This window comes from Bradyrhizobium cosmicum (genome assembly GCF_007290395.2).
Taxonomy (GTDB): domain Bacteria; phylum Pseudomonadota; class Alphaproteobacteria; order Rhizobiales; family Xanthobacteraceae; genus Bradyrhizobium; species Bradyrhizobium cosmicum.
This window is the reverse complement of sequence record NZ_CP041656.2, coordinates 1,569,431-1,595,442: the sequence shown is the minus strand read 5'-3', so window position 1 is coordinate 1,595,442 and position 26,012 is coordinate 1,569,431. Positions and strand designations below refer to the sequence as shown.

Sequence of the window (26,012 nt, the reverse complement as noted above, 5' to 3'; positions counted from 1 at the left end):
TTACGCCTTCACCGCCGGCGTGAAATCCTTGCCGACCGAGATCGCGCGCGGATCGATGATGCAATGGAGGATCGACGGCTTGCCCGAGGCGAGCGCACGTTCGAACGCCGGCGCGAACTCCTCGGTACGCTCGACGCGCTCGCCATGACCGCCGAACGCCTTGGCATACATCGCGAAGTCGGGGTTCTTGAGCTGGGTGCCGACCACGCGGCCAGGATAGTCGCGCTCCTGGTGCATGCGGATGGTGCCGTATTGCGAATTGTCGACGACGATGACGACCAGCGGCACGTCGTATTGCACAGCGGTCGCGAACTCCTGGCCGTTCATCAGGAAGCAGCCGTCGCCGGCAAACGCGATGACGGTGCGATCCGGAAATTGCCGCTTGGCGAGCACCGCCGCCGGCACGCCATAGCCCATCGAGCCCGAGGTCGGCGCAAGCTGCGAGGCAAAGCTGTGGAAGCGGTGATGGCGATGGATCCAGCCGGCGTAGTTGCCGGCGCCGTTGCAGACGATCGCGTCCTTCGGCAGGCGATCGCGCAGCCACGTCATGACCTGGCCATACTGGAACGTGCCCGGCAATTCGCGCGCCTTGTCGGTCCAGGCGAGATAATCGGCATGCGCCTTGGCGGCCTCGCCCTTCCAGGCAACCGCGCCTGAAGGCTTCAACGCCTCGACGGCGGCGGCGAACGCGGCAGGCGTCGCCTGGATCGCCAGCTCCGGCTGATAGACGCGGCCGAGCTCTTCCGAGCCCGGATGCACATGGATCAGCTTCTGCTTCGGCGTCGGAATGTCGAGCAGCGTGTAGGACGAGGACGGCATCTCCGACATGCGGCCGCCGATGAGAAGAATGACATCGGCGTTGTCGATGCGCGCCTTCAGGCCCGGGCTCGGCCCGATGCCGAGATCGCCGGCATAATGCGAATGGTCGGCGTCGATCAGCGACGCCCGGCGGAACGAGGTCGCGACCGGCAGGTCGAAGCGCTCGGCGAAGCGCGCGATGCTCTTCGTGGCCTCATCGGTCCAGCGCGAGCCGCCGAGGATGACGAGCGGCGCCTTGGCGCTGGCGAGCATCGCACCGACGCGCTCGACATCGGAAGGCGCCGGCCAGCTCACCGCCGGCTCGATACGCATGGCATCGGCGACGGCCGCGGTCTCGGTCAGCATGTTCTCCGGCAGCGCGATCACGACCGGACCAGGACGGCCCTGCATGGCGACGCGGAAGGCGCGCGCGACCAGCTCCGGGATGCGATCGGGACGATCGATCTCGACCGCCCATTTCGCCATGGTGCCGAACACCGCCTTGTAGTCGAGCTCCTGGAACGCCTCGCGCTCGCGCATGCCGGTGTCGACCTGGCCGACGAACAGGATCATCGGGGTCGAATCCTGCATCGCGATGTGGACGCCATGGCTGGCATTGGTGGCGCCGGGGCCGCGGGTGACGAAGCAGACACCGGGGCGACCGGTGAGCTTGCCATAGGCTTCCGCCATCATCGCGGCGCCGCCTTCGGCGCGGCAGATCACGACGTCGATCGGGCTGTCATGCAGCGCATCGAGCGCCGCCAGATAGCTTTCGCCGGGCACGCAGGTGACGCGGTCGACGCCCTGGGCGACCAGCTGATCGATCAGGATCTGGCCCCCGGTGCGGGTGTTACGAATGGTCATGACAGCTCCCTGCAGGCTTTGGCGATGCGCATCACGGCTTCGCGCAAGTTTTGTTCCGAGGTGGCGTAGGACAGGCGGAAATAAGGTGCAAGGCCGAAACAGCTGCCCGGCACCACGGCCACGTCATGCCTCTCCAGCAGGAAGCGGCAGAACGCGGCATCGCTGTCGATCGTGACGCCGTCCGGCGTGAGGCGGCCGATCAGGCCGGCGCAGCTCGCATAGGTGTAGAACGCGCCTTCCGGCCGGCGGCAGGTGACGCCGTCGATCGCGTTGAGCGCGTCGACCACGATGTCGCGGCGGCGCTGGAATGCGGCGCGGCGTTCGACCAGAAGATCCTGCGGCCCGGTCAGCGCGGCAATCGCGGCGGCCTGGCTCACCGAGCAGGGATTGGTCGTGCTCTGGCTCTGCACCACGGCCATCGCCGCGATCAATTCGCGCGGGCCGCCGCCATAGCCGACGCGCCAGCCGGTCATGGCATAGGCCTTGGAGACACCATTCACCGTCAGCGTGCGCGACTTCAGGCTCGGCTCGAGCGCCGCTGCGGTCACGAACGGCATGCCGTCATAGATCAGATGCTCGTAGATATCGTCGGCGATGAGCCAGACATGCGGATGGCGCTTGAGCACGTCCAGGATCGGACGCAGCTGCGGCGCGGAGTAGGCTGCACCGGTCGGGTTCGACGGCGAGTTCAGCAGCAGCCAGCGCGTCTTCGGCGTGATCGCGCGTTCGAGGTCGGCCGCATCGAGGCGAAAGCCGTTGTCCTCGCGGCAGAGCACGTCCACCGGCGTGCCGTCGGCGATCCGCACCATGTCGGCATAGCTGGTCCAATAGGGCGCTGCGAGGATGACCTCATCGCCGGAGCTGAGCGTCGCCATGAAGACGTTGTGGATCACCTGCTTGGCGCCGGCGCCGGCCGTGATCTCATCGGCGGCGTAGACGAGATCGTTCTCGCGCCGGAATTTCTGCGCGATGGCCGCCTTCAATTCCGGCGTGCCGTCCAGAATGGTGTATTTGGTCTGGCCGGCGCGAATGGCGCGCATCGCGGCGTCCTTGACATGGTCAGGCGTATCGAAATCGGGCTCGCCCGCGCCGAGCACGATCACCGGCCGTCCCTCGCGCTTGAGCCGTTGCGCGACCGCGCCGATCTTGAGGATCTCGGAGACGCCGATCGCGCCGATGCGCCGGGCGGGACGGAAGCTCGATGCGGAAGCCTGGACTGTCACGGCCGAGCCTTTTTATTTGCGCGCGGCGATCGCGATCACTTCGATGAGGAAGGCGGGATCGGCGAGCTCGACCTTGCCGCAGGCGCGCGTCGGCGCGTTGCCCGGCACGACCCAGGCATCATAGACCGCGTTCATGGCGTCGAAATCGTCCATCGTCTTGAGCCAGACCTGCACGCTGAGCAGGCGCGACTTGTCGGTGCCGGCGCGCGCCAGCATGTCGTCAACCTTCGCCAGCGCCTCTTTGGTCTGCTGGGTGATGTCGGCAGTCTTGGTATCAGCGACTTGTCCGGCGAGAAAAACGAGATCGCCGAACACGGAGGCGCGGCTGCGGCGGGCGTTCTGGTCGATACGGGTGATATCCGACATGGGATGTCCTCTTACTTGCCGGTGGCAATGATGCGGCGGCAGTGATCGAGCGCAGCACCAATGAGATTGTCGCTCGCCTCGGGCGTGCGGAAGGCCGAATGCGCCGACAGCGTCACGTTCGGCAGCTTGGTCACGGGGTGACCCGCGGGCAGCGGCTCGACGGTGAAGACGTCGAGGCCGGCGTGGCCGATATGACCCGAGCGCAGCGCGTCGAGCATCGCATCCTCGTCGACGACCGCACCCCGCGCGGTATTGATCAGGATGCTGCCCTTGCGCATCTGCGCGATGCGCTCGCGCGACAAAAAGCCTTTGGTCTCGTCGGTGAGCAGCAGATGCAGCGAGACGACGTGGCTGTCGGCCAGCAGCTTCTCCAGCGGAACGAATTCGACTCCGGGATGCGTCTTCGGCGTCCTGTTCCAGGCGATCACCTTCATGCCGCAGCCCGCCGCCATGCGCGCGGCTTCCGCCGCGATGCCGCCGAAGCCGATCAGGCCGAGCGTCTTCCCGGTGAGTTGCATCGCGTCACGGCGCAGCCAGTTGCCCTCGCGCATGCCGCGATCCATCTCGCCGAAATTTCGGGCGGAGGCCCACATCAGCGCAATCGCGCATTCGGCGACCGCCGTGTCGCCATAGCCCTTGATGGTGTGGACGGCGATGCCCCGCTCAGCAAGCTCTTCCGGATTCATGTAGCTGCGCGCGCCGGTGCCGAGGAAGACGACATGCTTCAGCTTCGCGCACGTCTCGGCGATCGCTGATGGCAGCGCGGTGTGGTCGACGATCATGATCTCGGCATCGCCAAGCAGGCCAGGCAGATCGTCGGGCTTGATGGAGGGGTTGCGATTGATGCTGACCGGCAGCTTCTGCGAGGCCAGCAATTTGTCGGTCACCGCCGCTAGGGTCTCATTCGCATCGACGAATAGGGCGCGCACAGGCCTCTCCTTCAGGTCACTTCCGTATTGCGTTCAGTCTTGTATTCAGAATTGAATGCTATTTACAATCCCCCGGCTTGGCGAATTTTGCGCAATCCTGCCAGGATATTGGGCTCACCTCTGCCTTGCCGCACAAATGGACAGCAAATCGAAATACCGTATTGCATTTTATCCTGAATACAGAAATAGTCCAGAGGCCGGACACGATCCGACCCAAATTCCAGGAGGCAACAAGCCATGAATCGCAGGGATGCACTCACCACCGTCGCGCTGGCAGGCGCCGCGATGGCCGCCGCGAGCAGCGCAGCCAAGGCCGACACCGCACCGACCTCCACGCTCGACCGCATCAAGAAGAATGGCGTGCTGCGCGTTTCCGTCATCGTGGGCCAGGAGCCCTACTTCCATAAGGATCTCGCCACCGGCACGTGGTCGGGCGCCTGCATCGACATGGCCAACGACATCGCGAGCAAGCTCGGGGCCAAGGTCGAGACGCTGGAATCGACCTGGGGCAACCAGATCCTCGACCTGCAGGCCGACAAGGTCGACCTCGCCTTTGCCGTGAACCCGACCCCGGAGCGCGCCCTCGTCATCGACTTCTCGACGCCGATCCTGGTGCACTCCTTCACTGTCATCACCAAGAAGGGCTTTGCCAAGCCGCAGACCTGGGCCGAGCTGAACAAGCCCGAGGTCAAGATCGCCGTCGACATCGGGTCCACGCACGAGACGATCGCACGCCGCTACTGCCCGAAGGCGACCATCCTCGGCTTCAAGAACCGCGACGAGGCAATCCTTGCCGTCGCCACCGGCCGCGCCGACTGCAACGTCTCGCTGGCGGTGCTCTCGGTCTCGACCCTGAAGAAGAATCCGAACCTCGGCGATCTCGCGATCCCGCGCCCGCTGCTGACGCTGCCGACCAACATGGGCATCCGCGCCGAGAGCGACCGCCGCTACAAGGATTTCCTCAGCGCCTGGGCCGACTACAACCGCGCGATGGGCCAAACCCGCGAATGGATGCTGAAGGGCTTCCAGGCGGTCGGGCTCACCCCCGACGATCTCCCGCCAGAAGTGCAGTTCTGACGGCTATCCGACGATGTATGTCTGGGAGTTCGCGGCGCTCAAGCCGTATTGGGGCCTGATCTGGCAAGGGCTCCTGGTCACCTTGTTCTACACGGTGACCACGGTGGTCGCGGGCCTCACGATCGGACTGGTCGTCGGCATCCTGCGCACGACGGCACCGCGCTGGGTTTCGGTGCCGCTGCGTCTCTACATCGAAATCTTCCGCTGTACGCCGCTGCTCGTGCAGCTGATCTGGATGTATTACGCCCTGCCCGTCCTGATCGGCGTCGACATGTCGCCGGCAATGGCCTGCTTCCTCGCGCTGTCGCTCTATGCCGGCTCGTTCTACGCCGAGATTTTCCGCGGCGGCATAGAAGCAGTCGATGTCGGTCAATGGGAGGCCGGACGCGCCATCGGCATGCGACGCGGCAAGATCTTCCGCCGCATCGTGCTGCCGCAGGCAACGCAGGTGATGATTCCCTCCTTCATCAACCAGACCATCATGCAGTTGAAGAACACCTCGCTGGTGTCCGTGGTGGCGGTCGGCGACCTGCTGTATCAGGGCACTGTCATCACCGCATCGAGCTACAAGCCGCTCGAGGTCTACACCACGATCGCCATCCTCTATTTCGTCGTGCTGTTCCCGCTGACCCTGGTCGCCGACCGGATCGAGCTCAGGATGGGAGCACACCGATGAGGGCCCTGATCGCGGACAACATCCACAAGGCATTCGGCGACCACGAGGTGCTCAAGGGCGTCTCGCTCTCGGTCGCGCGCGGCGAAGTCGTCACCCTGATCGGCGCCTCCGGCTCCGGCAAGTCAACTTTCCTGCGCTGCCTGAACCTGCTGGAAATGCCGCAACAGGGCGAGCTTGCGATTGGATCACACAGGTTTGCGTTCGGCAAAGGCCCTCGCGCGCCAAAGGACGCGCAACTTGCGCAATTGCGCGAACATGTCGGCATGGTGTTCCAGCACTTCAATCTGTTCCCGCACATGTCGGTGCTCGCCAATGTCACCGAAGGGCCCGTGCAGGTGAAAGGCATGGCGCGCGCCGACGCCGACGCGCTCGGCCGCGACCTGCTCGCCAAGGTCGGCCTCGCCGACAAGGCCGATGCCTTTCCGAGCCGGCTCTCCGGCGGCCAGAAGCAGCGCGTCGCGATCGCCCGCGCGCTGGCGATGAAGCCCGAGGTGATGCTGTTCGACGAGCCGACCTCGGCGCTCGATCCCGAACTCGTCGGTGAAGTGCTCGCCGTCATCCGCAGCCTCGCCGCCGAAGGCATGACCATGGTGCTGGTCACGCACGAGATGGCCTTCGCGGCCGACGTCTCCACCCGCGTCGGTTTCATGAACGACGGCATCATGGCCGAGATCGGCACGCCGGAAGAGACCATCCGCCAGCCGCGCAGCGACCGGCTGAAGGCGTTCCTGGCCCGGTTTCACGAGACGCATTAGGGCCGTTCGCGCTACCGCACGGTCAGCCGGCTACAAGCGGACGATATCGCCCAGACTGGTGGCAAACATCACCGGCCCACGCCGGCTGCTGGAAAATGCCGCGGCGCTCAGCGGGCCGCCAAAACATGCGCCGGTGTCCAGATTCAATCGATTGGCCCGCAGATCGGGGCGCCCGGATCTCACCGGCGTATGCCCGTGCACGACGAGCAGCCCGTGATCGTCGGCGGACGAGAGGAAGGGCTCCCTGATCCAGAGCAGATCCTCCTGCGACTGAAGAGACAGCGGCACGCCGGGACGAATGCCGGCATGGACGAACAGGCGATGCCGGTCCTTGTGCACCAACGGAAGCCGTCGAAGCCATGCCAGGTGCTCGGCAGGCAAATCGCTGGGATCATCGGCGCCGTAGCTGTCGAGGGTCCGCTCGCCGCCATTCCCCCACCAGCTCATCAGATCGCGATCCGCGCGATGCCTGCCCGCAGCGCGGACCAGCATCTCCTCATGATTGCCGCGCAGGCAGATGAAACGTCCCTCCTGATCCGACTGCCGGCGGATCAGGAAGTCGATGACCCCACGACTGTCGGGACCTCTGTCGATGTAATCACCGACAAGGATGAACCGCGCGTCCTCGTCCGGGCACGCCAATTCGCACACGGCGAGCAGCGTGAGCAGTTCGTCAAGACAGCCGTGAATATCGCCGACGGCAAAGGTCAGTGAATGCGCCAGAGCTCACTCCTAACCCGCGAACTGCCGCAGCAACGCCCTGAACTCCTCGAGCTTGAGCATACACGCATCATGCATTCCATAGCCCGCGAAGCTCGCCGTGAAGAAGCGAAGGTCGAAATGCTCGGACTCTTCGATCTCGTTGACGATATTCAACAGCCTTCTGCTGCGCGGGTTGTGGTTCGCCAGCAGGAAGACCACCTCAGGCTTGCCGGAAACGACGGCCCGGCCATATTTCTTGTGCGGCGTGAAATCGACCAGCTCCAGCTTCATCAACTGGTCGAACTGATCCTCGATCGTCTTGTTCAGGCTTTCGCGCTTGACGGAGTCGCCCAGGATCTTGCCGAGATCCTCGATGTGCTTTGCGATACCGGCGGCCCCGTCATAGGAACCCGTGCCATACTTCATCTCGATGAGGACCGGCGTGCAGCGGGTCTCGTCCTTGCGCTGGTTACTCGGCCATTTGAGTCCGACCATGTCGAGCCGCGCGCTGTGATCGCGATCGGCAAACTCAATGTCCGTGATGAAATACTCCGTGTCGTTCGACAGGACCGACCTGTTGTTCTCCCACGCGGCGAGTTGCTGAAACTCGCGCTCGGATTTGCGCGTCTCCGCAAAATGGAAGTTCATGGCTTCCTTGAGCCTCGGCAACGCCGTGACCCAGTTCGAACAATCAGCCGGAGTTTGAATAGCGCCGGCAGGCAGACCGAGGTCCTTTCCCCTGGCGTAGTTCAGGTCGAACTTCGCAGAGTACCCGCTAGCCTGCTCCGAAATGTGCAGAATGCTTCCGCCGCGATAGTAGACGTTGATGTAGTGACCGCGAAGCGCCAGCATCAGCGTGTCGTCGCTTTGGATCTTCTTCGTCAGTTCGGACAGCAGTCCTCCGTCCTGTAGATCCCCGATGAATTTGCTGGAGATTGCACTTCCCATTTATTACTCCCCTTCGCGGTCTCAAAAACAATTGCCTTAGACATCCCACCACTCGCCGTCCGCGCGGCGGGTGACGTTGTCGAAATAGTCGGAGAATCGTTCGCCGTGGAACGTGTGGATGGGCACGAGCCGACCCGGATTGAGCGCGCTCGCCAGCCGTTTGAGGTCGACAATGCTGGCGTGTCCCGACGTGTGGATGACTTCGAGCTGGATTCCACGCTCCAGCAGTTCAACCTTGAGTTTCGCACCGGGGCCGGCCTGCAGATATCCGTCCCATTGCGACCAGATCGCTCTCGCGTTGTCCCATAAATGACCCAGGTCGAGATCGCGCGCCATTGCGGGCCGAAACAGCATGACAGCCTTGTCGGCGATCTCCGCGATATGCTCGCGAAAGATGCGCGCCGACTTGTAGGGTTCGAGAAGGTCGAAGCGCTGGTTCCTGGCTATGTGGCGCCGTTGGTATTCCGGAACGTAAACGGACAGGTTCGGCCAACCGATAGCGGGGAGATTCGGATTGCCGGTGGCCCTCAGGATCTCCATCGCATAGAGATCAAGCAGTAGCGTCCGTCCCGTCCGCTTGCAGGCCCGGTAGATGCTGACCAGCCGGTCAATGTTCTGCGCCGATGCCGAGATCAATACCAATCCCGGCCGGCCGAAGCTCTCGGCCAGCCTGGCCTCGATTGCATCTTCGTTCTCGAAACGGTCGTGCTCGTTCAACCGGCCAAGGCTCGAGCCTTCCATCAGCATCGTGTCGATGCGTTCGGGCGGCTTGCTCACCAATCGCTCGAACAACGCGGCCTTTCGACCGTGAGCGCGGATATCGCCGCTGTAGAACAGATGACGCCCACAAGCCTCGATCTGGAGGGCGTAAGCGTCATAGGCCGAATGGTCGACGAGAAACGGCGTGATGCGGAAGGGACCGATCTGCAGGACAGTCCGGTCGCTGAGGTGCTGCGAGACGCTCGGGACGAAGGAGTTCGGTACGAATGGGGCGGCCGCGCTCAAGATGCGCGCCGTTGCCGCTCCCATGACCACTTGAATCCCCGGCCTGCACACCGGCAGCAATCCCCAGTGATCGCCATGTCCGTGCGAGATGACGATCGCGTTCAGGCCCGGATGGTCGCCGCGCAGCCCTTCCACGTCAGGCAGCAGAGCGTCCGAGACGTCGGCGGCGGCGAGAGGCAAGCCCAAATCCAGCAGTATCCTTTGGCCGCCTGCTTCCAGCTCGATGCAGGACCCGCCAATTTGTTGAGCGCCGCGGTGTATCCGCGCGCGGAAAGCGCCCGACGATTCACTTTGCATCTGCGGTCCCTGAATCTGGCCTAGCGACGCGGCCGCAGATGAAATTGGCTCTCGCGCCTCTCCCGCTGACCCGGCGCGTGCCGATCGAAGCCCCGTTCGGGAGAATTGGAGTTGTCGTGGTCGTTCAGGGGTCCAGGATTCATTGGGCAACAACTCCGAGATTGGCAATCATCTCTCTATATTCAAACGAGGGCCCGAGAAATTGCGCCTTTAGACCAAAAAAACTCCCGCGTTGCCCTCACGCAACACTTCGAAGCTCCAGTCTGGCTTCCTCGAACTCAGATTCATAGGCAATCGTTGGCCAAGCAGCATCATTTGCCCGCCCGCTGCACCCAGCCCGTCGCAATCGCGCTCGCCCAGGTCAGCATACCCTTGGCTCGCGCCAGGCCGGCCATGGCCGTGGTGTCATACGGCACGTACCGCATCGTCGCGGACCAGCCTCCTCCCGCACGATCCAGAATCGCGTAGCACGCATGCGGCGTGCCGACCTCGACCACGTAGGGCACAGGCAGCTTCCCGTCGTAGCCGGGCAATCCCACGCTGCCGGGATTGACGACCAGCCGGCCATCCCTCAGCCGCACCACGCGCGGAATGTGCGTGTGGGCGCACAGGATGATCTCGGCGTTGATCCCCTCCGCGCCAGCCTCGATGGAATCAATTCCGCTCGGATGCGCGCAGCCGTCGTCGGCGATGTGGTCGAGCCAGAATGCGGCATCATCGCCTGGCGATCCGTGGCACAGGAACACCCGCTCTCGATATGTCAGCGTGGACGGCATGCTGGCCATCCAGTCGAAGTGCCTGCGCTCGAGCTCGCGGAAATCGCTGCGGGTCGAACCACCGGCCTGCCAGAGCTCCACGAGGATTCGATCCTGATCGCCCCTGATTGACGGGAGGCCCCGCTCCATCAGCAGGTCCGCGGTTCGGGCCGCCTCGAGCGGGCCGCTGACATGGTCACCCAGGTTCACGATGTCAGTGATTCCGAGCACAGCGATATCCGCAAGAACCGCTTCAAGCGCCGGACGATTTCCGTGAACGTCCGCGATGGCAGCAAATCTCATATGGCCCACCCCATTCGGAACGGCCGATCGGTTTCGCTATGCGGGAGAATGCAGGACTGACACGTCTTTTCAGTCGGGTCTCTTTAGCTGCATTTGGTAAAGCGCCCGCAAGCTGAGGATCAAATCGGCGCTGGCGGAAAGAATACACAATCGAAGTGGCCGATCAAGCGACGCCGTACGACCTGTCGCGGCAATGCCGGCGTGACCTCGGGAAAATAACGCGCTACGCTTCCCGGACAAGAACAAGAGGAAACGCCAATCGTGTACGACTACATCATCGTGGGCGGCGGCTCGGCGGGGTCGGTGCTGGCCCACCGGCTCTCCGCGAAGAGCGCCAACAAGGTCCTGCTGTGCGAGGCTGGACAGGATACGCCGCCGGGCAACGAGCCAGCGGAGATCAGGGACAGCTATCCGGGCACCGCCTATTTCGACCCGCGCTTCCACTGGACCGAGCTCAAGGTCACGACCCAGGTCGTCAGCCACAACAATCCGCACGAAAGCCGTCCTCCCTTACGCAAATACGAGCAGGCGCGCGTGCTGGGCGGCGGCTCGTCGATCAACGGCCAGATGGCCAACCGCGGCGCGCCGACCGACTATGACGAATGGGACGCGCGCGGCGCCGAGGGGTGGACGTGGAACGACGTGCTGCCCTTCTTCAAGAAGGTCGAGCGCGATCTCGATTTCGACGGGCCGTATCACGGCAAGGACGGCCGAATTCCGGTACGCAGAATTCCGCGCGAGCACTGGACACGGCATTCGCAGGCTTTTGCCGAAGCCTTCCAGCAGGCCGGCCACCAATTCCTGCCGGACCAGAACGGAGAATTCGTCGACGGCTTCTTTCCGGTCACGCACTCCAACCAGGCCGAGCAGCGCGTCTCGGCCGCAATGGGCTATCTCGACCGCGACACGCGCAAGCGCACCAACCTCACGATCTCTACCAACACGCAAGTTCGAGAATTGCTGTTCGAAGGCACGCAATGCGTCGGCGTGAAGGCCATCGTGGACGGTCGCGAGCAGGAATTCCGGGGACGCGAGATCATCCTCTCCAGCGGCGCGATTCATTCACCGGCGCATCTGCTGCGTGCCGGCATCGGCCCGGTCGGCCACCTCAAGGATATGGGCATTCCCGTACGGATGGGGCTGCAAGGCGTCGGCCAGCGCCTGATGGATCATCCCTCGATCTCGCTGTCGTCCTTTGTCCGCCGCGGCGCGCGCATGAACGAGCATACCAGGCGCCACATGCAACTCGGCCTGCGCTACTCGTCGGAGCTGCCGGGCGTGCCCAGGGGCGACATGTTCGTCGTCCTGCTCAGCAAGTCGGCCTGGCACGCGGTGGGGGAGCAGATCGGCTCTCTGCTCACCTTCGTCAACAAGACCTATTCCGAGACCGGACAGGTCAAGCTCGCCTCGCGTGATCCCGCGGCCGAGCCGATCGTCGAGTTCAATTTGCTGTCCGACCGGCGCGACCTCGATCGCCTGATGAGCGGCTTCCGCAAGATGGCGGCGGTGCAGATGAGCGACGTGGTCAAGGCGGTGACGGACAAGCCGTTCCCCGCCTCCTATACCGACCGCGTGCGCAAGATCGGCGTGGTCAACAACACCAACAGGATCCTGACGAAGATCGCCGCGACCCTGATGGACGGACCGGCGGCGCTGCGTCACTACATGATCGACAATTTCGTGGTCGAGGGCTTTACCTTCGACGACGTCATCAACGACGATGAGGCGCTGGAAGCCTTCGTGCGCAAGGCGACCATCGGCGTGTGGCATGCCTCGTGCTCGTGCCGCATGGGCCGCGCCGACGATCCGATGGCGGTGGTCGACAACCAGGGCCGCGTCAAGGGCATCCAGGGCCTGCGCGTCGTCGATGCCTCGATCTTCCCGGTGGTGCCATGCGCCAACACCAATTTTCCGGTGCTGATGTCGGCGGAAAAGATCGCGGCAGCGATGATGCAGTGAACGCGAACAACGGCCGGGCGGATGGTGGATTCAATGGAATCCACCGCCCGCCCGGCACGTGAGGACAACGACGGCTAAACAAGCGCGATCATCCAGTGTGCGCTACGCGAGACAAATGCAGAGGCCTATACGGACAATATCCCCAAAAGGGTCGACCACAGCTTCAGTCCGGGTGCCGTTCTGGAAATGGCCATGCCAACATTGCAAGCTCTATGACGCGGCGAAGCTCGCTTACTGTCGCGCCAGCCTGCGGTAGATTCATGATTGCATGCAACACACCGAGGTAGTGCCACGCCAATCCGTCGACGTCAGCCGTCGACGCCAATTCTCCATTTGCGACCGCCTCGCGTAGGATGCCGTCGAGGACCGCGCGTTGCCGCCTAAGCCCTCGCCGCGCGACCGACTGCCCTCCTGGAGGCAGGTCGATCATCTCAGCGCACGACCGGGCCAGCATGCATCCAGCGGGGCGAGCCGTCCTGCCTTCTCTGGACAGGAATTCGTGCAACAGCGCCTCGAGTTGCTGGCGCTTCGTATCGCCTCGAACGGAGTTCATCCGCCGCACGACGCGCTCGACATAAGTCGAAAGGACTTCCTCGAACAGACCGTCCTTGTCTCGAAATCGCTTGTACAGGCTGGACCGCGACAGACCCATCGCCGTTGCCAGTTGATCGATCGATGAGGCCGAATAGCCGTGCCGCCAAAACACATCCATCGCGGAATTGATCACGGCATCGTCATCGAATTGGGGTTTCCCGCTCATCGTCTTCCCGCTTGACATATTGGAACGATCGTTCCAAGTATCTTGAACCGATCGTTCCAGGATACGAAAGGTTATCCGGATGTTCAACCCCTCCAAGCGTAGCGCCGGCCGTCCACGCATTGCGGTCGCGGGAGCCACAGGTCGCGTGGGCTCCGCCTTGATTTCGAAACTGGTCACCGAACCGGTCGAGGTTGTGGCGTTGACCCGCACGTCGGACGCTGAACGTCTGCCCTCCGGAGTTTCCCTTGCGACCGTGGACTTCGATGCGCGATCGACTTTGGACAATGCGATGCGCGGGGTTGACCGTCTGTTCCTCGCCCACGGCACGTCGCCCCGGCAAGTCGCCAACGAAATTGCGTTGATCGACGCAGCCGTGGCTGAAGGTGTAAGCCACATCGTTAAATTGTCCGTGTTGGGACCACCGTCTCGGCTGCATCCATTCGACTGGCATGCGCAGATTGAGGCGCATCTTGCGACCTGCGACATAGGCTTCACGGTTTTGCGGCCATCGAGTTTCGTCGATATCCTGGCGCGGGCTGGCGCTCCGGTTGCCAATGACACATGGGGCGGAGCAGCGGGCGATGGGTTGGTCAATTTGATTGACACACGCGATGTGGCAGACTCGGCTTTCGCCGCCCTTCTCGACGACGCGCATGTCACTTCTCAGCGCGCCTATCATCTGACCGGGCCAAAAGCGGTAAGCATGCCTGAGATAGCAAACGAGCTCTCTGGATTGCTTGGACGCGTGGTCACATATCAGCATCGAAGCCCTGCGCAGCAGCGTGAGAAGCTGCTCGCGTCGGGGCTTAACGAATTTGTCGCCGACCTGCTGCTCGGTCTGGACCGCCTTTTCTACGAATCGGTGCTCGCAGAAACCACATCAACTGTTCGCTCGTTGACGGGCCATGCTCCGCGCCCTGTGACCGACTGGCTAAGCGACAACATCTCGGCATTTCAAAAATAGCTGGGTCGCCAACCGCTACACGTTCGGCGTGCTGTTCGATCGCGACCTCGGCGAGCCCAGGTTGTTGGCCAGGAGTCGGACGCGGATGGAGCCCCCTCACCCACCCTTCTTCTGCCGCGCGCCCGCCGCGAGCACCAGCATGAACGACGCCGCCGTCATCAGCGTCGAGATCGCCGCGATCGTCGGATCGATCTCGTCGCGAAGGGCGGTGAACATGCGCTTTGTGAGCGGCTGATACTGGCCGCCGGAAATGAACAGCGCGACGATGGTCTCGTCCATCGCCGAGATGAAGGCGAAGATGCCGCCGGCGACCACGCTGGACTTGATCTGCGGCAGCGTCACCGCGAAGAAACTGCGCAGGCGGTTCATGCCGAGGCTGCGCGCCACCATCTCTTGCGCGGGGTCGAAGCTCTGCAGGCCCGCGAGCACCGAGATGACGACATAGGGCAATCCCAGCATCACGTTCGCCAGCACGAGGCCCGGCAGGGTCGCGACCAGGCCGACCTTGGCATAGACGAAGAAGATGCCGACCGCGGTGATGATGATCGGGACCACCAGCGGCAGCAGCAGCGCCATGTGGATGACGCGCATGATCCGCAGCCTGGACTGGCTGATGGCATAGGCTGCCGCGACGCCACACGGCGTCGCGATCACGACGGTCAGCAACGCGATCGTCAGCGTCACCCGCGTCGCCTGCATCCAGGCTGGATTGGCGAAATATTCCTGATACCAGCGCGTCGAGAACGACGGCGGCGGGAAGGTCAGAAAGCGCGCGCTGGAGAACGAGATCGGCGCGATGATCAGCACGGGCAGGATCAGATAGAGCAGCACCAGCGCGCTGATCACGTAGAGGGCAATCCGTGCGGGCGAGATGCGCGTCATTTCTGCCCCAGGATGCGATCGAGCGAGATGAAGCGGCTGACGGCAAAGAAGATCGCGAGCACGCTCAGGAGCAGCACGACGGCAACGGCGCTCGCGGCGCCGAACTGGTTGTAAAGCTCGACATTGCGGCTCACCAGCATCGACACCATGACGGTGCGGCCACCGCCGAGCAGCTCCGGTGTGATGTAGAAGCCGAGACAGAGCACGAACACCATGGTGCAGCCCGCGAGCACGCCCGGCAGCGACAGCGGCAGGAAGACGCGGACGAAGGTCAGTGACGGGCTCGCCCCCAGGCTGGCGCCGGCCTGCATCAGATCGCCGGGGATCTTCTGCATGGTGGCGTAGAGCGGCAGCACCATGAACGGCAAAAGGATGTGCACGGTCGCCACCACGGTGCCGAAGGTGTTGTGGACCAGCGCGAGCGGCTCGGAGATCACATCGAGATAACGCAAGAACTGGTTGATCACCCCGGTGCGCTGGAGCAGCGCCAGCCAGGCATAGGCCCGCACCAGCACGCTGGTCCAGAACGGCAGCACGACCAGCGACAGGATGAGGATGCTCCACCCTTTCGGCACGGAGTTGGCGAGGTAGGCCACGGGATAGCCGAGCAGCAGCGCGATTCCCGTGACCGCAAGGCTGATCTCGAAAGTGAGCGCGAAGCTGCGCCAGTAGATGTCCTCGGTGAAGACGCGGCGATAGTTCTCCAGCGTGAAACCGTCGTGGTAGATCGACTGCCAGGCGAGCCAACCGACCGGCAGCACGATCAGAGCCAGGATCACCAGCAGCGCCGGCGACACCAATGCCAGCATCAGCGCATGCTCGCGGCGCTGATGCTTTTGCGATGAATCGGGCACGGAAGTCGTCAACGCTGCCTCGCTTCGCTTACTTCTGCATGAACGATGCCCAGCGCTTCTCGGCGGCTTCGCCCGCGGGCGAGGACCACCAGGCGTAGGACATCAGCGCCTGCTTGGCCGCATTGGACGGCTCGCTTGGCAATTGCGCGGCGCGCTCGGGCTTGATCACGCTGGTCTCGAACGCCTTGGGGTTGCCCGGGCCGTAGTCGATGTGGAGCGGCAGGTTCGCCTGGTGCACGGGATCGACGGCTTCGTTGAGGAATTTCACGGCCGTCTCGAGATTCGGCGCGCCTTTGAGAATGCACAGCGAGGTACTCTGCAGGATGCCCTGGTTGTAGGTGAAAGCGACCTTGGCGCCCTCCTTGGCCACGGCGCTGACGCGGCCGTTCCAGGCCATCTCCATGTCGACCTCGCCGTCATTGAGCAGCTGTGCCGATTGCGCGCCCGAGGTCCACCACACCGTGATGTTCGGCTTGATCTCTTCGAGCTTCTTGAAGGCGCGGTCGACATCGAGCGGATACAGCTTGTCGGGTGCGACGCCGTCGGCCATCAGCGCCGCCTCGAGCGTGGCGATCGGGTGATTGCGCAGCGCGCGGCGGCCGGGGAATTTTTTCACGTCCCAGAAATCGATCCAGCTGTTCGGCGCGTCCTTCGGGAACGTCTTCTGGCTGAAAGCCAGCACGCTGGAATAGAACTCGTAAGAGATCGAATAGGGGCTGCGATACGCCTCGGGCATCGCCGCCGCGTTCGGGATCTTCGAGAAGTCGAGCTTTTCGATCAGCCCCTGCTCGCCGCCGCGCAGGCAATAGCCGGTGGGGGTGTCGACGACGTCCCAGATCGGCTTGCCGCTGCCGACCTGGGTCTTGATCGCGGGCCAGGCGTCCGGAATGGAATCCTGGTTGATGGTGATGCCGAGCTTCTTGGCGGAAGGATCGAGGATCGCAACCGTCTGCGCCTGCTGATAGGCGCCGCCCTGCGAAACGAAGGTGATCTGCTCGGCAGCGTTCGCCGCGGTGCCGCTGAGCACAATGGCGCCCAACACCGCATAACCATATCCAAGATTTCGCTTCATCGTCATCCTCGCCTCCTCTGTCGCCACAAAAATCTCACTGACCGATCGCATCGAGAAACTGGTACCAGCCGGCAACCATGCGCACGGCGGGCTCGCGCAACGGATAGAACGGGATCGTCTTCATGCGTCGCGCGTCGAGCAGCCCGACATCGGGCATCTCGCCGCGCACGAAAGCGGCGAGATAGCGGCCCATCAGGCTGGACATCGCAACGCCGGCGCCGTTGTAGCCAACCGAGAACAGCGTGCGGTCGTCGAGCCGGCCGATATGCGGCACCGAGTCCAGCGTCATCGCGACGAGGCCCGACCATCTGTAGGCGAGCGGGACGTCGGCCAGATCAGGGAAGATGCCGACCATCGCCTTGCGCAGGGCGTCGAAGGCAGCTTCCGAATCCTGCCTGCCGAAGGCGCCGCGGCCACCGAAGATCACGCGATTGTCGACCATGCGGAACCAGCGCATCATGCGCTTGGTCTCGGTGTAGGTGCGCCCGGTCGGCATCAGCCTTCCCGCGAGATTGCGCGGCAGTTGCTCGGTCGCGACCATGGCGCTGCGGAACGGGATCAGCGTGCGCTGCAGATGCGAGGTCGCACCGGTGAGATCGGAATAGCTGTTGGTGGCGATGATCGCTTGCTTGGCGCGCACCATGCCTTGCGGCGTCTCGACGACGACGCCGTCCTTCTCGCGCCGGAGCTTGAGCACCGGCGACTCCTGGAAAATCGGCACGCCGCGGCGCGCGACGCCATCGGCGAGGCCGCGCAGATAGTTCAGCGGATGGATGCCGCCGGAGCCGGGATTGAGCACGCCGCCGACGAAGATGTCGGAGCCGGTTTCGTCGCGCACGCCGTGCTTGTCGAGGATGCGGACCTCGGCAGAGCCCATCTCGCGCGTCATCCAGTTGGCTTCGTCGATCGCGGCCTTCAGCGTCGTCTCGTTGTGCGCGGCCTTGACCTGGCCGGTGCGCGTCAGGTTCGCGCTGGTGATGCCGAATTCGGAGACCAGCTCCTCGACCATATCGGCCGACTCATGCGCGATCTCGTACATGCGCCTGGCCATGGCGCGGCCATGCGCAGCGTCGATTTCGCGGAACGACAGACGGAATTTTGCGGTGATCACCCCGCCATTGCGGCCGCTGGCGCCCCAGCCGGGACGGTTGGCCTCCAGCACGATTGGCGCGAGGCCGTCCTTCGCAATGTGGTGCGCGGCGGACAGGCCGGTATAGCCTGCACCGATGATCACCACATCCGCCTGATGCTCGCCCGACAGCACGGGAAAGTCGCGCGCCGGCTCCGCCGTGGCTTCCCACAGCGAGTTGACCGATGGCATCGCGTTCCAGTCCCGTGTCATGCCCGCGCTCACGGACTTACGCCGCCGGGCCGATGGCGGCGTCGGCGAGCGCCTTCAGCGTCGGGAAGTGGAAGTCGGGCTTGGTCAGCGCCTCCACGGCGGGCGTGCCGCCGAAGCCGGCGATACCCTGGCGTCGCTCGATCCAGCACACTTTGTAGCCGAGCTTCCGCGCGATCCCGATGTCGTGGTACTGGCTCTGCGCGACGTGCAAGATATCGGATTGCTTGTAGCCGAAGGCGGACTGGCGCCCCTTGTTGTAGGCGAAGAATTCCGGATTCGGCTTGGCAACGCCGGTGTCGTCCGCGCAGACGGTGTCGTCGAAGGGATTTCCGAGCGCGTGCGCGTAAGCTGACAGCGCAACGCGATCGGCATTGGTCATCGCCACCAGGCGGAACTTCGTGCGCAGCCGCTTCAGCGCTTCGGCCGAATCCGCGAACGGGGCCCAGCGCAGCACCGAGAGCTGGAAGGCGTCGCAGGACGCGTCGTCGGACGGCAATCCGAGCTCCTTGGCGAGATGGCGATAGACGTGGAACATCGCCTCGCTGGAGCGCTCGTAGTGCTGGTCGCGGCCGCGCTTGTAGGGCTCGAAGATCTGATCGTCGCTAAGCTCGGCCGGCGTCTTGCCCGAGATCCTGCGCACCGCGGAAAGCACGCCGGCCTCGAAATCGATCAAGGTGCCGACGACGTCGAAAGTGAGAACCTTGAAATTGCTGAACGCGGCTTGGGTCGACATGTTGGCTTCTTCTCTCAGTTGAACAAGGCTTGAATTCAGTCCACTCTCTTCAGTCCACTCTCGGCACCACGATGGTGTCCTCGGGGTGAAGGGTGACGGTGAGGCTGCCGCCGAGCGGCGGGATGCGACTGTAGGCCTGGTGATAGGCCGGCTGGCGCAGGCTGAGCGCATCGCCGCCTTCGAGCGCCAGGAAGATGCGCAGGCTCTCGCCCTGGTAGACGATGTCGGTGACCGTGCCGGTCAGGCGGTTGCAGCCGGCCTCCTGCGCGCCGTCGTCGATCAGCAGCTTTTCGCTGTGCACGGCAAGCATCAAGGCGTCGCCATCGGGAATGGCGCGGGCGCTGCGCAGCAGGGCATTGCCGAGCGCGACGCTGCAGGCATCGACACGGCGGACCGGCAACATCGTGGCTTCGCCGATGAAGCTGGCGACAAAGGAATCGGCTGGATGATCGTGCAGCCGCTCGGGCTCGTCGATCTGGATCAGGCGGCCGTCCTTCATCACCGCGACGCGGTCGCTCATGGTCAGCGCCTCGCGCTGGTCGTGGGTGACGTAAATGATGGTGGCGCCGATGCGCCGGTGCAGCGCGCGCAGCTCGATCTGCATGGATTCGCGCAGCTGCTTGTCGAGCGCCGAGAGCGGCTCGTCCATCAGGATCAGGCGCGGCTCGAAGATCATGGCGCGCGCCAGCGCCACGCGCTGCCGCTGGCCGCCGGAGAGCTGCGCGATGCCGCGCTCTTCATAGCCGGAAAGGCCCACCATGCTGAGCGCGGCGCGCACCTTGTCCGGCCAACTCGCCTTCGGCAGGCGCCGCGCGCGCAACGGAAAGGCGACATTCTCGCCGACGCTCATATGCGGGAACAGCGCGTAGTTCTGGAACACGACGCCGATGTCGCGCTTGTGCGGCGGCATCCAGGTGACGTCGCGGCCGCCGAACAGGATCGTTCCACTCGACGGCAGGATGAAGCCGCCGAGAATGCCGAGCAGCGTGGTCTTGCCGGAGCCGGAGGGGCCGAGCAGCGAGACGAACTCACCAGCGCCGACATTGAGGGAAACGTCGTCGAGGGCGCGAACGGCGCCGTAGGCCTTGCTGGCCGACCTGATCTCGACGCTCTCCGCTCGCTTATCCAACGATCGACCTCGCCCGTGTCCTTATCCGGCGTGCCTCACTGCGCGCCATAAGCCTGCTTTATAGACAGAGATTTGGAGCAATCACGGTTCAGCGTGCGCTGCACCAAATGTTCTCACAAACACCCTGTCTTTAGGCTGTGATGTCAATGACAACAGACTTGGCAGAATCCGGCAATTGCCAAATTGTTACGGGCCTCATAACATGACGTTATGCCTGAGCTCCGCCGGATGCTTCCCTCCAGTAACGCTCTCTTCGTCTTCGACGCAGCGGCGCGCAACGGTAGCTTCACCGCGGCCGCCGCCGAACTGAACGTCACGCAGCCCGCGGTGAGCCGGATGCTCGGACAATTCGAGGAGCATCTCGGCGTGCGCCTGTTCGATCGCAAAGCGGGCCGCGCGGTGCTCACCGAGGAAGGCGAGCTGCTCTATCGCCGCGTGCTCGAAGGCTTCCGCAGCATCGAGAGTGGCCTCGTCGAGATCGAGCGGCGGCGCAAGGGCACCGAGACGGTGACGCTGTCAGTCTCCTCCGCCTTCACCACGCACTGGCTGATGCCGCGCATCGACAAGCTGCAGCGGCAGTTTCCGCAAGTTGATCTGCGCTTCCAGCTCATCTCCGGCGCATTGCGCGGCCCGGTGGAGAATGTCGACCTCGGCATGCGTTTTCGCGATCGCGACGAACCGTCGTCGGGCGGCACGCTGGTGATGAAGGAAGTGACGTTGCCGATGTGCAGCCCCGGCTACCTCGGCGAGACCGATCCCGCCGAGGGCAACACCATCATTCGTCTCGCCGAGACCCCGGGCGACTGGGCCGCGGATTACGCCTCGCTGCTCACCGGGCGCCGCGGCGCGGCCAAGGCGCTGAGCTTCACCGATTATGCGGTCGTGGTGCAGGCCGCGCTACTCGGCCAGGGCATCGCGCTCGGCTGGCTGACCGTGACCTCGCACTGGCTGCTGACCGGCGCACTGGTGCCGGCGTCAGAGACGCTCACCACCACGCGCCGCATCTGCGAATTCCTACCGCCACGCAACCGCGTGATGCGCCCCATCGCCGCCGAGATCCGCGACTGGATCATCACGCAGATGCAAAGCGAGATCGCCGCGATCGACCGGCTCTACCCGAAGCTCGGCGCGATGGCGGCGTGTTATTAAGTAGCGAGTGAACTTCATGAGAGGTCGTCATGCCCGGGCCTGTCCCGGGCATCCACGTTCTTTGTGCCGCAGGGCAAGACGTGGATGGCCGGGACAAGCCCGGCCATGACGCTGTGGCAGCTTCGGCACCCTCACCGATGCTCAATCGCCCGGATCGCGCCGCGCAGTTCGGCAAGGCCGCGCAGGCGGCCGATCGCGGTGTAGCCGGGATTGGTGCGCTTGGTGGCGGCGAGATCGTCGAGCATGCGGTGGCCGTGGTCGGGGCGGAACACGATTTGCTTGTCGGGCGAACGCCGCGCGTTCTCCTTCAAGAGCGCCTTGAGCACCGCCACCATGTCGACATCGCCGTCGAGATGGTCGGATTCGTAGAACGACAGGCCGTCCGCCTCGCGCTTGGTCGCGCGCAGATGGGCAAAGGCGATGCGCGGGCCGAAGCGCTCCGCCATCGCGGGCAGATTGTTCTCAGGCCGCACGCCGAGCGAGCCCGTGCACAGGCAAATGCCGTTGGCCTTCGACGGCACGGCGTCGAACAGCGCCTGATAATCGTCGGCGCTGGAGGCGATGCGCGGCAGACCGAACAACGGGCGCGGCGGATCGTCGGGATGCAGCGTCAGGGACACGCCGAACTGCTCGGCCACCGGCGTCACGCGCGCCAGGAACTCGGCGAGATGCTGCCGCAGTATCCTTGGCGTGATGTCGCGGTAGGTTTCCAACCGGTCGCGGAATTGCGGGATCGTCATTGGCTCGGTGGTCGAGCCCGGCAACGCGCTGGCGATCACCATGATGAGGTAGTCGATGTCCGCCTGGCTCATCTTCTCGAACAGGGCCTTCGCGCGGGCCTGCTGCTCGGGCGAGTATTCCTGTGCGGCGGCGGGCCGCTTGAGGATGTGCAGCTCGAACGCGGCAAAGCGGTCCTGGTCGAAGCGCATGGCACGGGCGCCGTTCGGAAGCTCCCATTCCAGATCGGTGCGGCACCAGTCCACCACCGGCATGAAATTGTAGCAGATGATCTTGATGCCTGAGGCGGCCACCGCCTCCAGGCTCGCGATCCACGCCTCGATCGACTGCGTTGCCTTGCCACCCAGGCGCTTGACGTCGTCGGGAATCGGAATCGATTCCACCACCGACCAGGTCAATTGCGAGCGGCCGGGCTGGCCGTTCTCGATGAAGTTCTTGCGTTCCTCGACCGCCTTGCGCGTCCAGGCCTCGCCGATCGGCACCTGATGCAGCGCCGAGACGATATCGGTCGCACCGGCCTGCCTGACATCGTCGAGCGAGACCGGATCATCGGGCCCGTACCAGCGCCATCCCTCGAGCATCATCACAACTCTCCCGGATCAGTTCGCGGTCAGCACGACCTTGACGCTCTGCGAACGGTCGAGCGCCAGTCGCAGCGCGTCCGGCGCCGTGGACAGCGGCCGTTCGGCGGTGACCAACGAGAGCACGTCGACGCTGCCGGCGCCGATCAGCTCCACCGCGGTCATGAACTCGAACCCGAAGCGGAACGAACCGCGCAGATCGATCTCCTTCGCCATCACCGCATTGGCCGGCACCGGAATCTGGCCGCCCGGCAGATTGCCGATCTGCACCACAATGCCGCCGCGCCTGACAATCCCGATCGCACTCGCAAGGCCCGCGGCCGTGCCCGAAACTTCGAACGCGATGTCGTAAGGCCGCGAGGCTGCCTGCGCCTTCAAACCTTCCTCGCCAGCGGAGACGTTCTCGACATGCGTTGCGCCGAGCTTGGTCGCAAAGGCGAGCGGCGCCGGCGCGATATCGGCCACCGTGATGTCGGCCATGCCGGCGCGGTGCGCGGCGAGCATGGTCAGAAGCCCGATCGGGCCAGCGCCGAAGATGATGCCGCGCTTGCCTTCGATGTTGCCGGCGCGCGCGACCGCGTGCAGGCAGACCGCCAGCGGCTCGGCCAGCGCCGCGGCCTGATAGGACACATGGTCCGGGATCTTCACGCACTGCGCCGGGACCGCGTCGAAGTAATTGGCGAAGCCACCCTGCATGTGCGGCGTCTTCGAGGCCGAGCCCATGAAGTAGATGTTCTCGCAGAGGTTCGGCCGGCCTTCTCGGCAGGCGACGCAATGGCCGCACCAGCGCGAGGGGTTGATGGCGACGCGGTCGCCGACTTTCAGGTTCGCTGCGGAGCCCGAGATCTCCACGACTTCACCTGATATCTCGTGGCCGAGCACCAGTGGCGACTTCACCACGAAGTCGCCGGTGCGGGCATGACGGAAGTAATGCATGTCCGAACCACAGATGCCGCCGGCACCGAAGCGGATGCGCACCATGCCGTCGGCGAGCTTGGCGAGCGGATGCTCGATCATGCGGAGATCTTCGGGGCCGAACAGGGTTGCGGCGAGAGCGGTGGAGGTCATTTGGAGAGTCCCATGTATTTCGGCAGCCAGAGGGTGAGTTCAGGGATGTAGGTGATCGCGATCAGCGCGACCATCAGCGGCACCAGCCAGGGTAGGATTGCGACCGTCGTGCGCTCGACCGAGAGCTTGGCCACGCGGGCGAGCACGAACAGCACCATCCCAAGCGGCGGATGCAGCAGGCCGATCATCAGGTTCAGCGTCATGATCAGACCGAAATGAATCGGGTCGATGCCGAGCTTGAGCACGATCGGGAGCAGGATCGGCACCAGAATGGTGATCGCCGCCGTGGTATCGATGAAGCAACCGACGAACAGGATCAGGACGTTGGCGAGCGCCAGGAACACCCATTTGTTGTGGGTGATGCTGAGCATCCAGTCCGAGAGCAGCTGGGCTGCCTGCGATACCGTCAGCAGCCAGGCGAAGATCGAGGCAGCCGTGACGATGAACAGCACCGAGGCCGTCGTCTCGATGGTGTCGAAGGTCGCCTTCGCCACCGTCTTCAGCGTCATGGTGCGGTAGCGGACGAGGCCGAGGAACAGCGACCAGATCACGGCGGCAACGGCGGCCTCCGTCGGCGTGAACCAGCCCAGCGTCATGCCGCCGATCAGGATCACCGGCGCCATCAGCGCCATCACGGCGGAGAAGTCGAAGTACCAGTCGATCGCGAGCAGCGTGCCGAGGCCGATGACCACCGCCATGTTGACCGACATGCCCGCCAGCACCATCAGCCAGATCGCCATCGGGAACGCCAGCACGATGACGATCTCGAGGCCGGCCGAGCCGAGCTGCGGCCAGGAGAACGGCGTGTCGCTGCCCCATTTGTTCTTGCGGGCGAAATAAGTCACGGTCCCCATCATCAGCAGCGTCATGACGATGCCTGGGATGACGCCGGCCAGGAACAGTGCGCCGATCGATACGTTCGCCATCATGCCGTAGATCACGAAGGGCAGCGAAGGGGGAATGATGGGGCCGAGCGTCGCCGAGGCCGCGGTGACGCCGACGGAAAACTCCGTGGAGTAGCCGTGGTCCTTCATCGCCTTGATCTCGATGGTGCCGAGGCCGGCGGCATCCGCGATCGCGGTGCCGGACATGCCGGAGAAGATCACCGAGCCGATGATGTTGACGTGGCCAAGGCCGCCGCGCATCCAGCCGACCAGCGCGACCGCGAATTTGTAGATGCGGCCGGTGACGCCGGCGATGTTCATGAGATTGCCGGCGAGGATGAAGAACGGCACGGCGAGCAGCGGAAAGCTCTCGACGCCGGCGATCATTCGCTGCGCCAGCGTGACGTCTGGCGTCACGCCGCTGACCAGAATGTAGAGCAGCGACGACGCGGCCATGGCAATCGCCACGGGAACGCCGAGCAGCATCAGGACGAGGAAGCCTCCAAGCAACAGCAGCATGACTTTATCCTTCAAAACCGTCGTAGGCGCCGGGACGTTCGAGGATCGAGTAGCCCTGTCGCAGATGTTGAACCGCCACCTGCACCGATCGCGCGAACATCAGCACGAAGCCGGCCAGCACGGCGTAGTAGACGTAGTCCTTGGGCAGATTGATCGTCGTCATCGACTCGTCGCCGATGATCTGGATGTAGACCCACACCAGCTTGATGGCGTAGCCGAAGAAGGCGATCCGGATCAGGTCGATCACGGTCGAGAGCACCCGCGCCGCGAGGTGCGGCAGATAGCGATAGATCAGATCGACCTGGATGTGCCGCGACAGCCGCACGCACATCGAGGAGCCGATGAAGACCACGCCGATCAGGCAGTAGGTCGCGATCTCCTCGGTCCAGGCGTAGCTGTCGTTGAGCACGTAGCGGGTGAAGAACTGGAGGAAGACGGCAAGCGCCATCACCCAGAAAATCGCCAGCGCCACCCAGTCCTCGAAGGCGTAGACCCCGAGATCGACTTTCGGCGCCGACTCCTCCTCGAAGGTATGGGCAATCTCGTCCGCAGTGATCTGCCGGTGCGTTTCGGCGGTGGACATGGGGGACTCCTCGGGACCTGAACGTCGTTCCGGGATGGTGCGCTAGCACCAGACCCGGAACCTCGAGATTCCGGGCTCGGCTCTTCGAGCCGCCCCG

The 26,012-nt window shown here is 64.1% G+C and carries 25 protein-coding genes; 6 read left to right on the top strand and 19 right to left on the bottom strand.

The features are described from left to right. From FNV92_RS07470 to FNV92_RS07455, 4 genes are read right to left on the bottom strand one after another with little or no spacing between them, the layout of a single operon-like run. Positions 1-1,662: a thiamine pyrophosphate-binding protein gene (locus tag FNV92_RS07470; protein WP_014440079.1), complete on the bottom strand. Its 1,662-nt coding sequence runs from the start codon at positions 1,660-1,662 to the stop codon at positions 1-3. Further along, on the bottom strand, positions 1,659-2,885 hold the full coding sequence (locus tag FNV92_RS07465; RefSeq protein WP_143841512.1) for a pyridoxal phosphate-dependent aminotransferase: 1,227 nt from the start codon (positions 2,883-2,885) through the stop codon (positions 1,659-1,661). Before FNV92_RS07465 ends, FNV92_RS07470 begins: the two co-directional genes overlap by 4 nt. A gap of 12 nt (positions 2,886-2,897) precedes the next feature. After that, positions 2,898-3,251 carry a RidA family protein gene (locus tag FNV92_RS07460; RefSeq protein WP_143841513.1) on the bottom strand — a complete coding sequence of 118 codons (354 nt, stop codon included), beginning with the start codon at positions 3,249-3,251 and terminating at the stop codon, positions 2,898-2,900. Between the two features lie 11 nt (positions 3,252-3,262). Continuing rightward, entirely contained in the window at positions 3,263-4,180 is a 918-nt protein-coding gene (locus tag FNV92_RS07455; RefSeq protein ID WP_143841514.1) for an NAD(P)-dependent oxidoreductase, read from the bottom strand. A 237-nt stretch (positions 4,181-4,417) separates the two neighbouring features. Here FNV92_RS07455 and FNV92_RS07450 point away from each other — a divergent pair, with 237 nt between their 5' ends. Genes FNV92_RS07450 through FNV92_RS07440 form a run of 3 tightly spaced genes read left to right on the top strand, consistent with a single transcriptional unit; the run spans position 4,418 to position 6,688 of the window. Beyond that, complete coding sequence (locus tag FNV92_RS07450) at positions 4,418-5,257, top strand: transporter substrate-binding domain-containing protein (protein ID WP_143841515.1); 840 nt, start codon at positions 4,418-4,420, stop codon at positions 5,255-5,257. Between the two features lie 13 nt (positions 5,258-5,270). Continuing rightward, positions 5,271-5,933: an amino acid ABC transporter permease gene (locus tag FNV92_RS07445; protein WP_143841516.1), complete on the top strand. Its 663-nt coding sequence runs from the start codon at positions 5,271-5,273 to the stop codon at positions 5,931-5,933. Beyond that, positions 5,930-6,688 (top strand): amino acid ABC transporter ATP-binding protein, encoded by a 759-nt coding sequence (locus tag FNV92_RS07440; RefSeq protein WP_143841517.1) that lies wholly within the window; start codon positions 5,930-5,932, stop codon positions 6,686-6,688. The genes FNV92_RS07445 and FNV92_RS07440 overlap by 4 nt, the downstream gene beginning before the upstream one ends. Before the next feature lie 30 nt (positions 6,689-6,718). On the opposite strand, the gene FNV92_RS07435 is transcribed toward FNV92_RS07440, so the two are convergent. The 4 genes from FNV92_RS07435 to FNV92_RS07420 form a co-directional block, all read right to left on the bottom strand. After that, positions 6,719-7,339 carry a metallophosphoesterase family protein gene (locus tag FNV92_RS07435; protein WP_244623751.1) on the bottom strand — a complete coding sequence of 207 codons (621 nt, stop codon included), beginning with the start codon at positions 7,337-7,339 and terminating at the stop codon, positions 6,719-6,721. Between the two features lie 81 nt (positions 7,340-7,420). After that, complete coding sequence (locus tag FNV92_RS07430; protein WP_143841519.1) at positions 7,421-8,338, bottom strand: hypothetical protein; 918 nt, start codon at positions 8,336-8,338, stop codon at positions 7,421-7,423. 36 nt (positions 8,339-8,374) lie between these two features. Beyond that, positions 8,375-9,640 carry an MBL fold metallo-hydrolase gene (locus FNV92_RS07425; RefSeq protein ID WP_143841520.1) on the bottom strand — a complete coding sequence of 422 codons (1,266 nt, stop codon included), beginning with the start codon at positions 9,638-9,640 and terminating at the stop codon, positions 8,375-8,377. A gap of 311 nt (positions 9,641-9,951) precedes the next feature. Then, positions 9,952-10,698: a metallophosphoesterase family protein gene (locus FNV92_RS07420; RefSeq protein WP_143841521.1), complete on the bottom strand. Its 747-nt coding sequence runs from the start codon at positions 10,696-10,698 to the stop codon at positions 9,952-9,954. Positions 10,699-10,959: 261 nt separating this feature from the next. On the opposite strand from FNV92_RS07420, the gene FNV92_RS07415 reads away from it, so the two are divergent. Further along, entirely contained in the window at positions 10,960-12,657 is a 1,698-nt protein-coding gene (locus tag FNV92_RS07415) for a GMC family oxidoreductase (RefSeq protein ID WP_143841522.1), read from the top strand. Positions 12,658-12,820: 163 nt separating this feature from the next. On the opposite strand, the gene FNV92_RS07410 is transcribed toward FNV92_RS07415, so the two are convergent. Further along, positions 12,821-13,417: a TetR/AcrR family transcriptional regulator gene (locus FNV92_RS07410; RefSeq protein WP_143841523.1), complete on the bottom strand. Its 597-nt coding sequence runs from the start codon at positions 13,415-13,417 to the stop codon at positions 12,821-12,823. Between the two features lie 79 nt (positions 13,418-13,496). Between FNV92_RS07410 and FNV92_RS07405 the strand changes: the two genes are divergently transcribed. After that, complete coding sequence (locus FNV92_RS07405; RefSeq protein ID WP_143841524.1) at positions 13,497-14,381, top strand: SDR family oxidoreductase; 885 nt, start codon at positions 13,497-13,499, stop codon at positions 14,379-14,381. A 96-nt stretch (positions 14,382-14,477) separates the two neighbouring features. Here the strand turns inward: FNV92_RS07405 and FNV92_RS07400 are convergent, their stop codons facing one another. From FNV92_RS07400 to FNV92_RS07375, 6 genes are all read right to left on the bottom strand, one after another. After that, the gene (locus FNV92_RS07400) at positions 14,478-15,263 is read right to left on the bottom strand and encodes an ABC transporter permease (protein WP_143841525.1); all 786 of its coding nucleotides are present in this window, start codon (positions 15,261-15,263) and stop codon (positions 14,478-14,480) included. Continuing rightward, complete coding sequence (locus tag FNV92_RS07395) at positions 15,260-16,072, bottom strand: ABC transporter permease (RefSeq protein WP_041748716.1); 813 nt, start codon at positions 16,070-16,072, stop codon at positions 15,260-15,262. The genes FNV92_RS07400 and FNV92_RS07395 overlap by 4 nt, the downstream gene beginning before the upstream one ends. Before the next feature lie 73 nt (positions 16,073-16,145). Beyond that, on the bottom strand, positions 16,146-17,195 hold the full coding sequence (locus FNV92_RS07390) for an ABC transporter substrate-binding protein (RefSeq protein ID WP_168213317.1): 1,050 nt from the start codon (positions 17,193-17,195) through the stop codon (positions 16,146-16,148). A gap of 28 nt (positions 17,196-17,223) precedes the next feature. Continuing rightward, complete coding sequence (locus FNV92_RS07385; protein WP_168213318.1) at positions 17,224-18,531, bottom strand: NAD(P)/FAD-dependent oxidoreductase; 1,308 nt, start codon at positions 18,529-18,531, stop codon at positions 17,224-17,226. Between the two features lie 16 nt (positions 18,532-18,547). Beyond that, a complete protein-coding gene (locus FNV92_RS07380; protein ID WP_143841528.1) occupies positions 18,548-19,264 on the bottom strand; it encodes an HAD family hydrolase in 717 nt (238 codons plus the stop codon). Between the two features lie 49 nt (positions 19,265-19,313). Further along, positions 19,314-20,393: an ABC transporter ATP-binding protein gene (locus FNV92_RS07375; protein WP_143841529.1), complete on the bottom strand. Its 1,080-nt coding sequence runs from the start codon at positions 20,391-20,393 to the stop codon at positions 19,314-19,316. A gap of 210 nt (positions 20,394-20,603) precedes the next feature. On the opposite strand from FNV92_RS07375, the gene FNV92_RS07370 reads away from it, so the two are divergent. Continuing rightward, on the top strand, positions 20,604-21,542 hold the full coding sequence (locus FNV92_RS07370) for a LysR family transcriptional regulator (RefSeq protein WP_143841530.1): 939 nt from the start codon (positions 20,604-20,606) through the stop codon (positions 21,540-21,542). A 131-nt stretch (positions 21,543-21,673) separates the two neighbouring features. Here FNV92_RS07370 and uxuA read toward each other — a convergent pair whose 3' ends face one another. From uxuA to FNV92_RS07350, 4 genes are read right to left on the bottom strand one after another with little or no spacing between them, the layout of a single operon-like run. Beyond that, positions 21,674-22,864: a mannonate dehydratase gene (uxuA, locus tag FNV92_RS07365; protein ID WP_143841531.1), complete on the bottom strand. Its 1,191-nt coding sequence runs from the start codon at positions 22,862-22,864 to the stop codon at positions 21,674-21,676. Positions 22,865-22,879: 15 nt separating this feature from the next. After that, the gene (locus FNV92_RS07360) at positions 22,880-23,929 is read right to left on the bottom strand and encodes an L-idonate 5-dehydrogenase (RefSeq protein ID WP_143841532.1); all 1,050 of its coding nucleotides are present in this window, start codon (positions 23,927-23,929) and stop codon (positions 22,880-22,882) included. Continuing rightward, positions 23,926-25,332: a TRAP transporter large permease gene (locus FNV92_RS07355; RefSeq protein WP_143841533.1), complete on the bottom strand. Its 1,407-nt coding sequence runs from the start codon at positions 25,330-25,332 to the stop codon at positions 23,926-23,928. Before FNV92_RS07355 ends, FNV92_RS07360 begins: the two co-directional genes overlap by 4 nt. Positions 25,333-25,336: 4 nt before the next feature. Then, complete coding sequence (locus FNV92_RS07350) at positions 25,337-25,915, bottom strand: TRAP transporter small permease (RefSeq protein ID WP_143841534.1); 579 nt, start codon at positions 25,913-25,915, stop codon at positions 25,337-25,339. Between the last annotated feature and the right edge of the window lie 97 nt (positions 25,916-26,012).

What these genes read in the sequence shown, in the direction of transcription:
- FNV92_RS07360 (WP_143841532.1), bottom strand. Translation starts at nt 23,929, where the DNA reads ATGACCTCCACCGCTCTCGCCGCAACCCTGTTCGGCCCCGAAGATCTC.
- FNV92_RS07355 (WP_143841533.1), bottom strand. Translation starts at nt 25,332, where the DNA reads ATGCTGCTGTTGCTTGGAGGCTTCCTCGTCCTGATGCTGCTCGGCGTT.
- FNV92_RS07450 (WP_143841515.1), top strand. Translation starts at nt 4,418, where the DNA reads ATGAATCGCAGGGATGCACTCACCACCGTCGCGCTGGCAGGCGCCGCG.
- FNV92_RS07425 (WP_143841520.1), bottom strand. Translation starts at nt 9,640, where the DNA reads ATGCAAAGTGAATCGTCGGGCGCTTTCCGCGCGCGGATACACCGCGGC.
- FNV92_RS07420 (WP_143841521.1), bottom strand. Translation starts at nt 10,698, where the DNA reads ATGAGATTTGCTGCCATCGCGGACGTTCACGGAAATCGTCCGGCGCTT.
- FNV92_RS07385 (WP_168213318.1), bottom strand. Translation starts at nt 18,531, where the DNA reads ATGACACGGGACTGGAACGCGATGCCATCGGTCAACTCGCTGTGGGAA.
- FNV92_RS07395 (WP_041748716.1), bottom strand. Translation starts at nt 16,072, where the DNA reads ATGCTGGCATTGGTGTCGCCGGCGCTGCTGGTGATCCTGGCTCTGATC.
- FNV92_RS07390 (WP_168213317.1), bottom strand. Translation starts at nt 17,195, where the DNA reads ATGACGATGAAGCGAAATCTTGGATATGGTTATGCGGTGTTGGGCGCC.
- FNV92_RS07370 (WP_143841530.1), top strand. Translation starts at nt 20,604, where the DNA reads ATGCCTGAGCTCCGCCGGATGCTTCCCTCCAGTAACGCTCTCTTCGTC.
- FNV92_RS07460 (WP_143841513.1), bottom strand. Translation starts at nt 3,251, where the DNA reads ATGTCGGATATCACCCGTATCGACCAGAACGCCCGCCGCAGCCGCGCC.
- FNV92_RS07380 (WP_143841528.1), bottom strand. Translation starts at nt 19,264, where the DNA reads ATGTCGACCCAAGCCGCGTTCAGCAATTTCAAGGTTCTCACTTTCGAC.
- FNV92_RS07410 (WP_143841523.1), bottom strand. Translation starts at nt 13,417, where the DNA reads ATGAGCGGGAAACCCCAATTCGATGACGATGCCGTGATCAATTCCGCG.
- FNV92_RS07445 (WP_143841516.1), top strand. Translation starts at nt 5,271, where the DNA reads ATGTATGTCTGGGAGTTCGCGGCGCTCAAGCCGTATTGGGGCCTGATC.
- FNV92_RS07400 (WP_143841525.1), bottom strand. Translation starts at nt 15,263, where the DNA reads ATGACGCGCATCTCGCCCGCACGGATTGCCCTCTACGTGATCAGCGCG.
- FNV92_RS07405 (WP_143841524.1), top strand. Translation starts at nt 13,497, where the DNA reads ATGTTCAACCCCTCCAAGCGTAGCGCCGGCCGTCCACGCATTGCGGTC.
- FNV92_RS07350 (WP_143841534.1), bottom strand. Translation starts at nt 25,915, where the DNA reads ATGTCCACCGCCGAAACGCACCGGCAGATCACTGCGGACGAGATTGCC.
- uxuA (WP_143841531.1), bottom strand. Translation starts at nt 22,864, where the DNA reads ATGATGCTCGAGGGATGGCGCTGGTACGGGCCCGATGATCCGGTCTCG.
- FNV92_RS07440 (WP_143841517.1), top strand. Translation starts at nt 5,930, where the DNA reads ATGAGGGCCCTGATCGCGGACAACATCCACAAGGCATTCGGCGACCAC.
- FNV92_RS07430 (WP_143841519.1), bottom strand. Translation starts at nt 8,338, where the DNA reads ATGGGAAGTGCAATCTCCAGCAAATTCATCGGGGATCTACAGGACGGA.
- FNV92_RS07470 (WP_014440079.1), bottom strand. Translation starts at nt 1,662, where the DNA reads ATGACCATTCGTAACACCCGCACCGGGGGCCAGATCCTGATCGATCAG.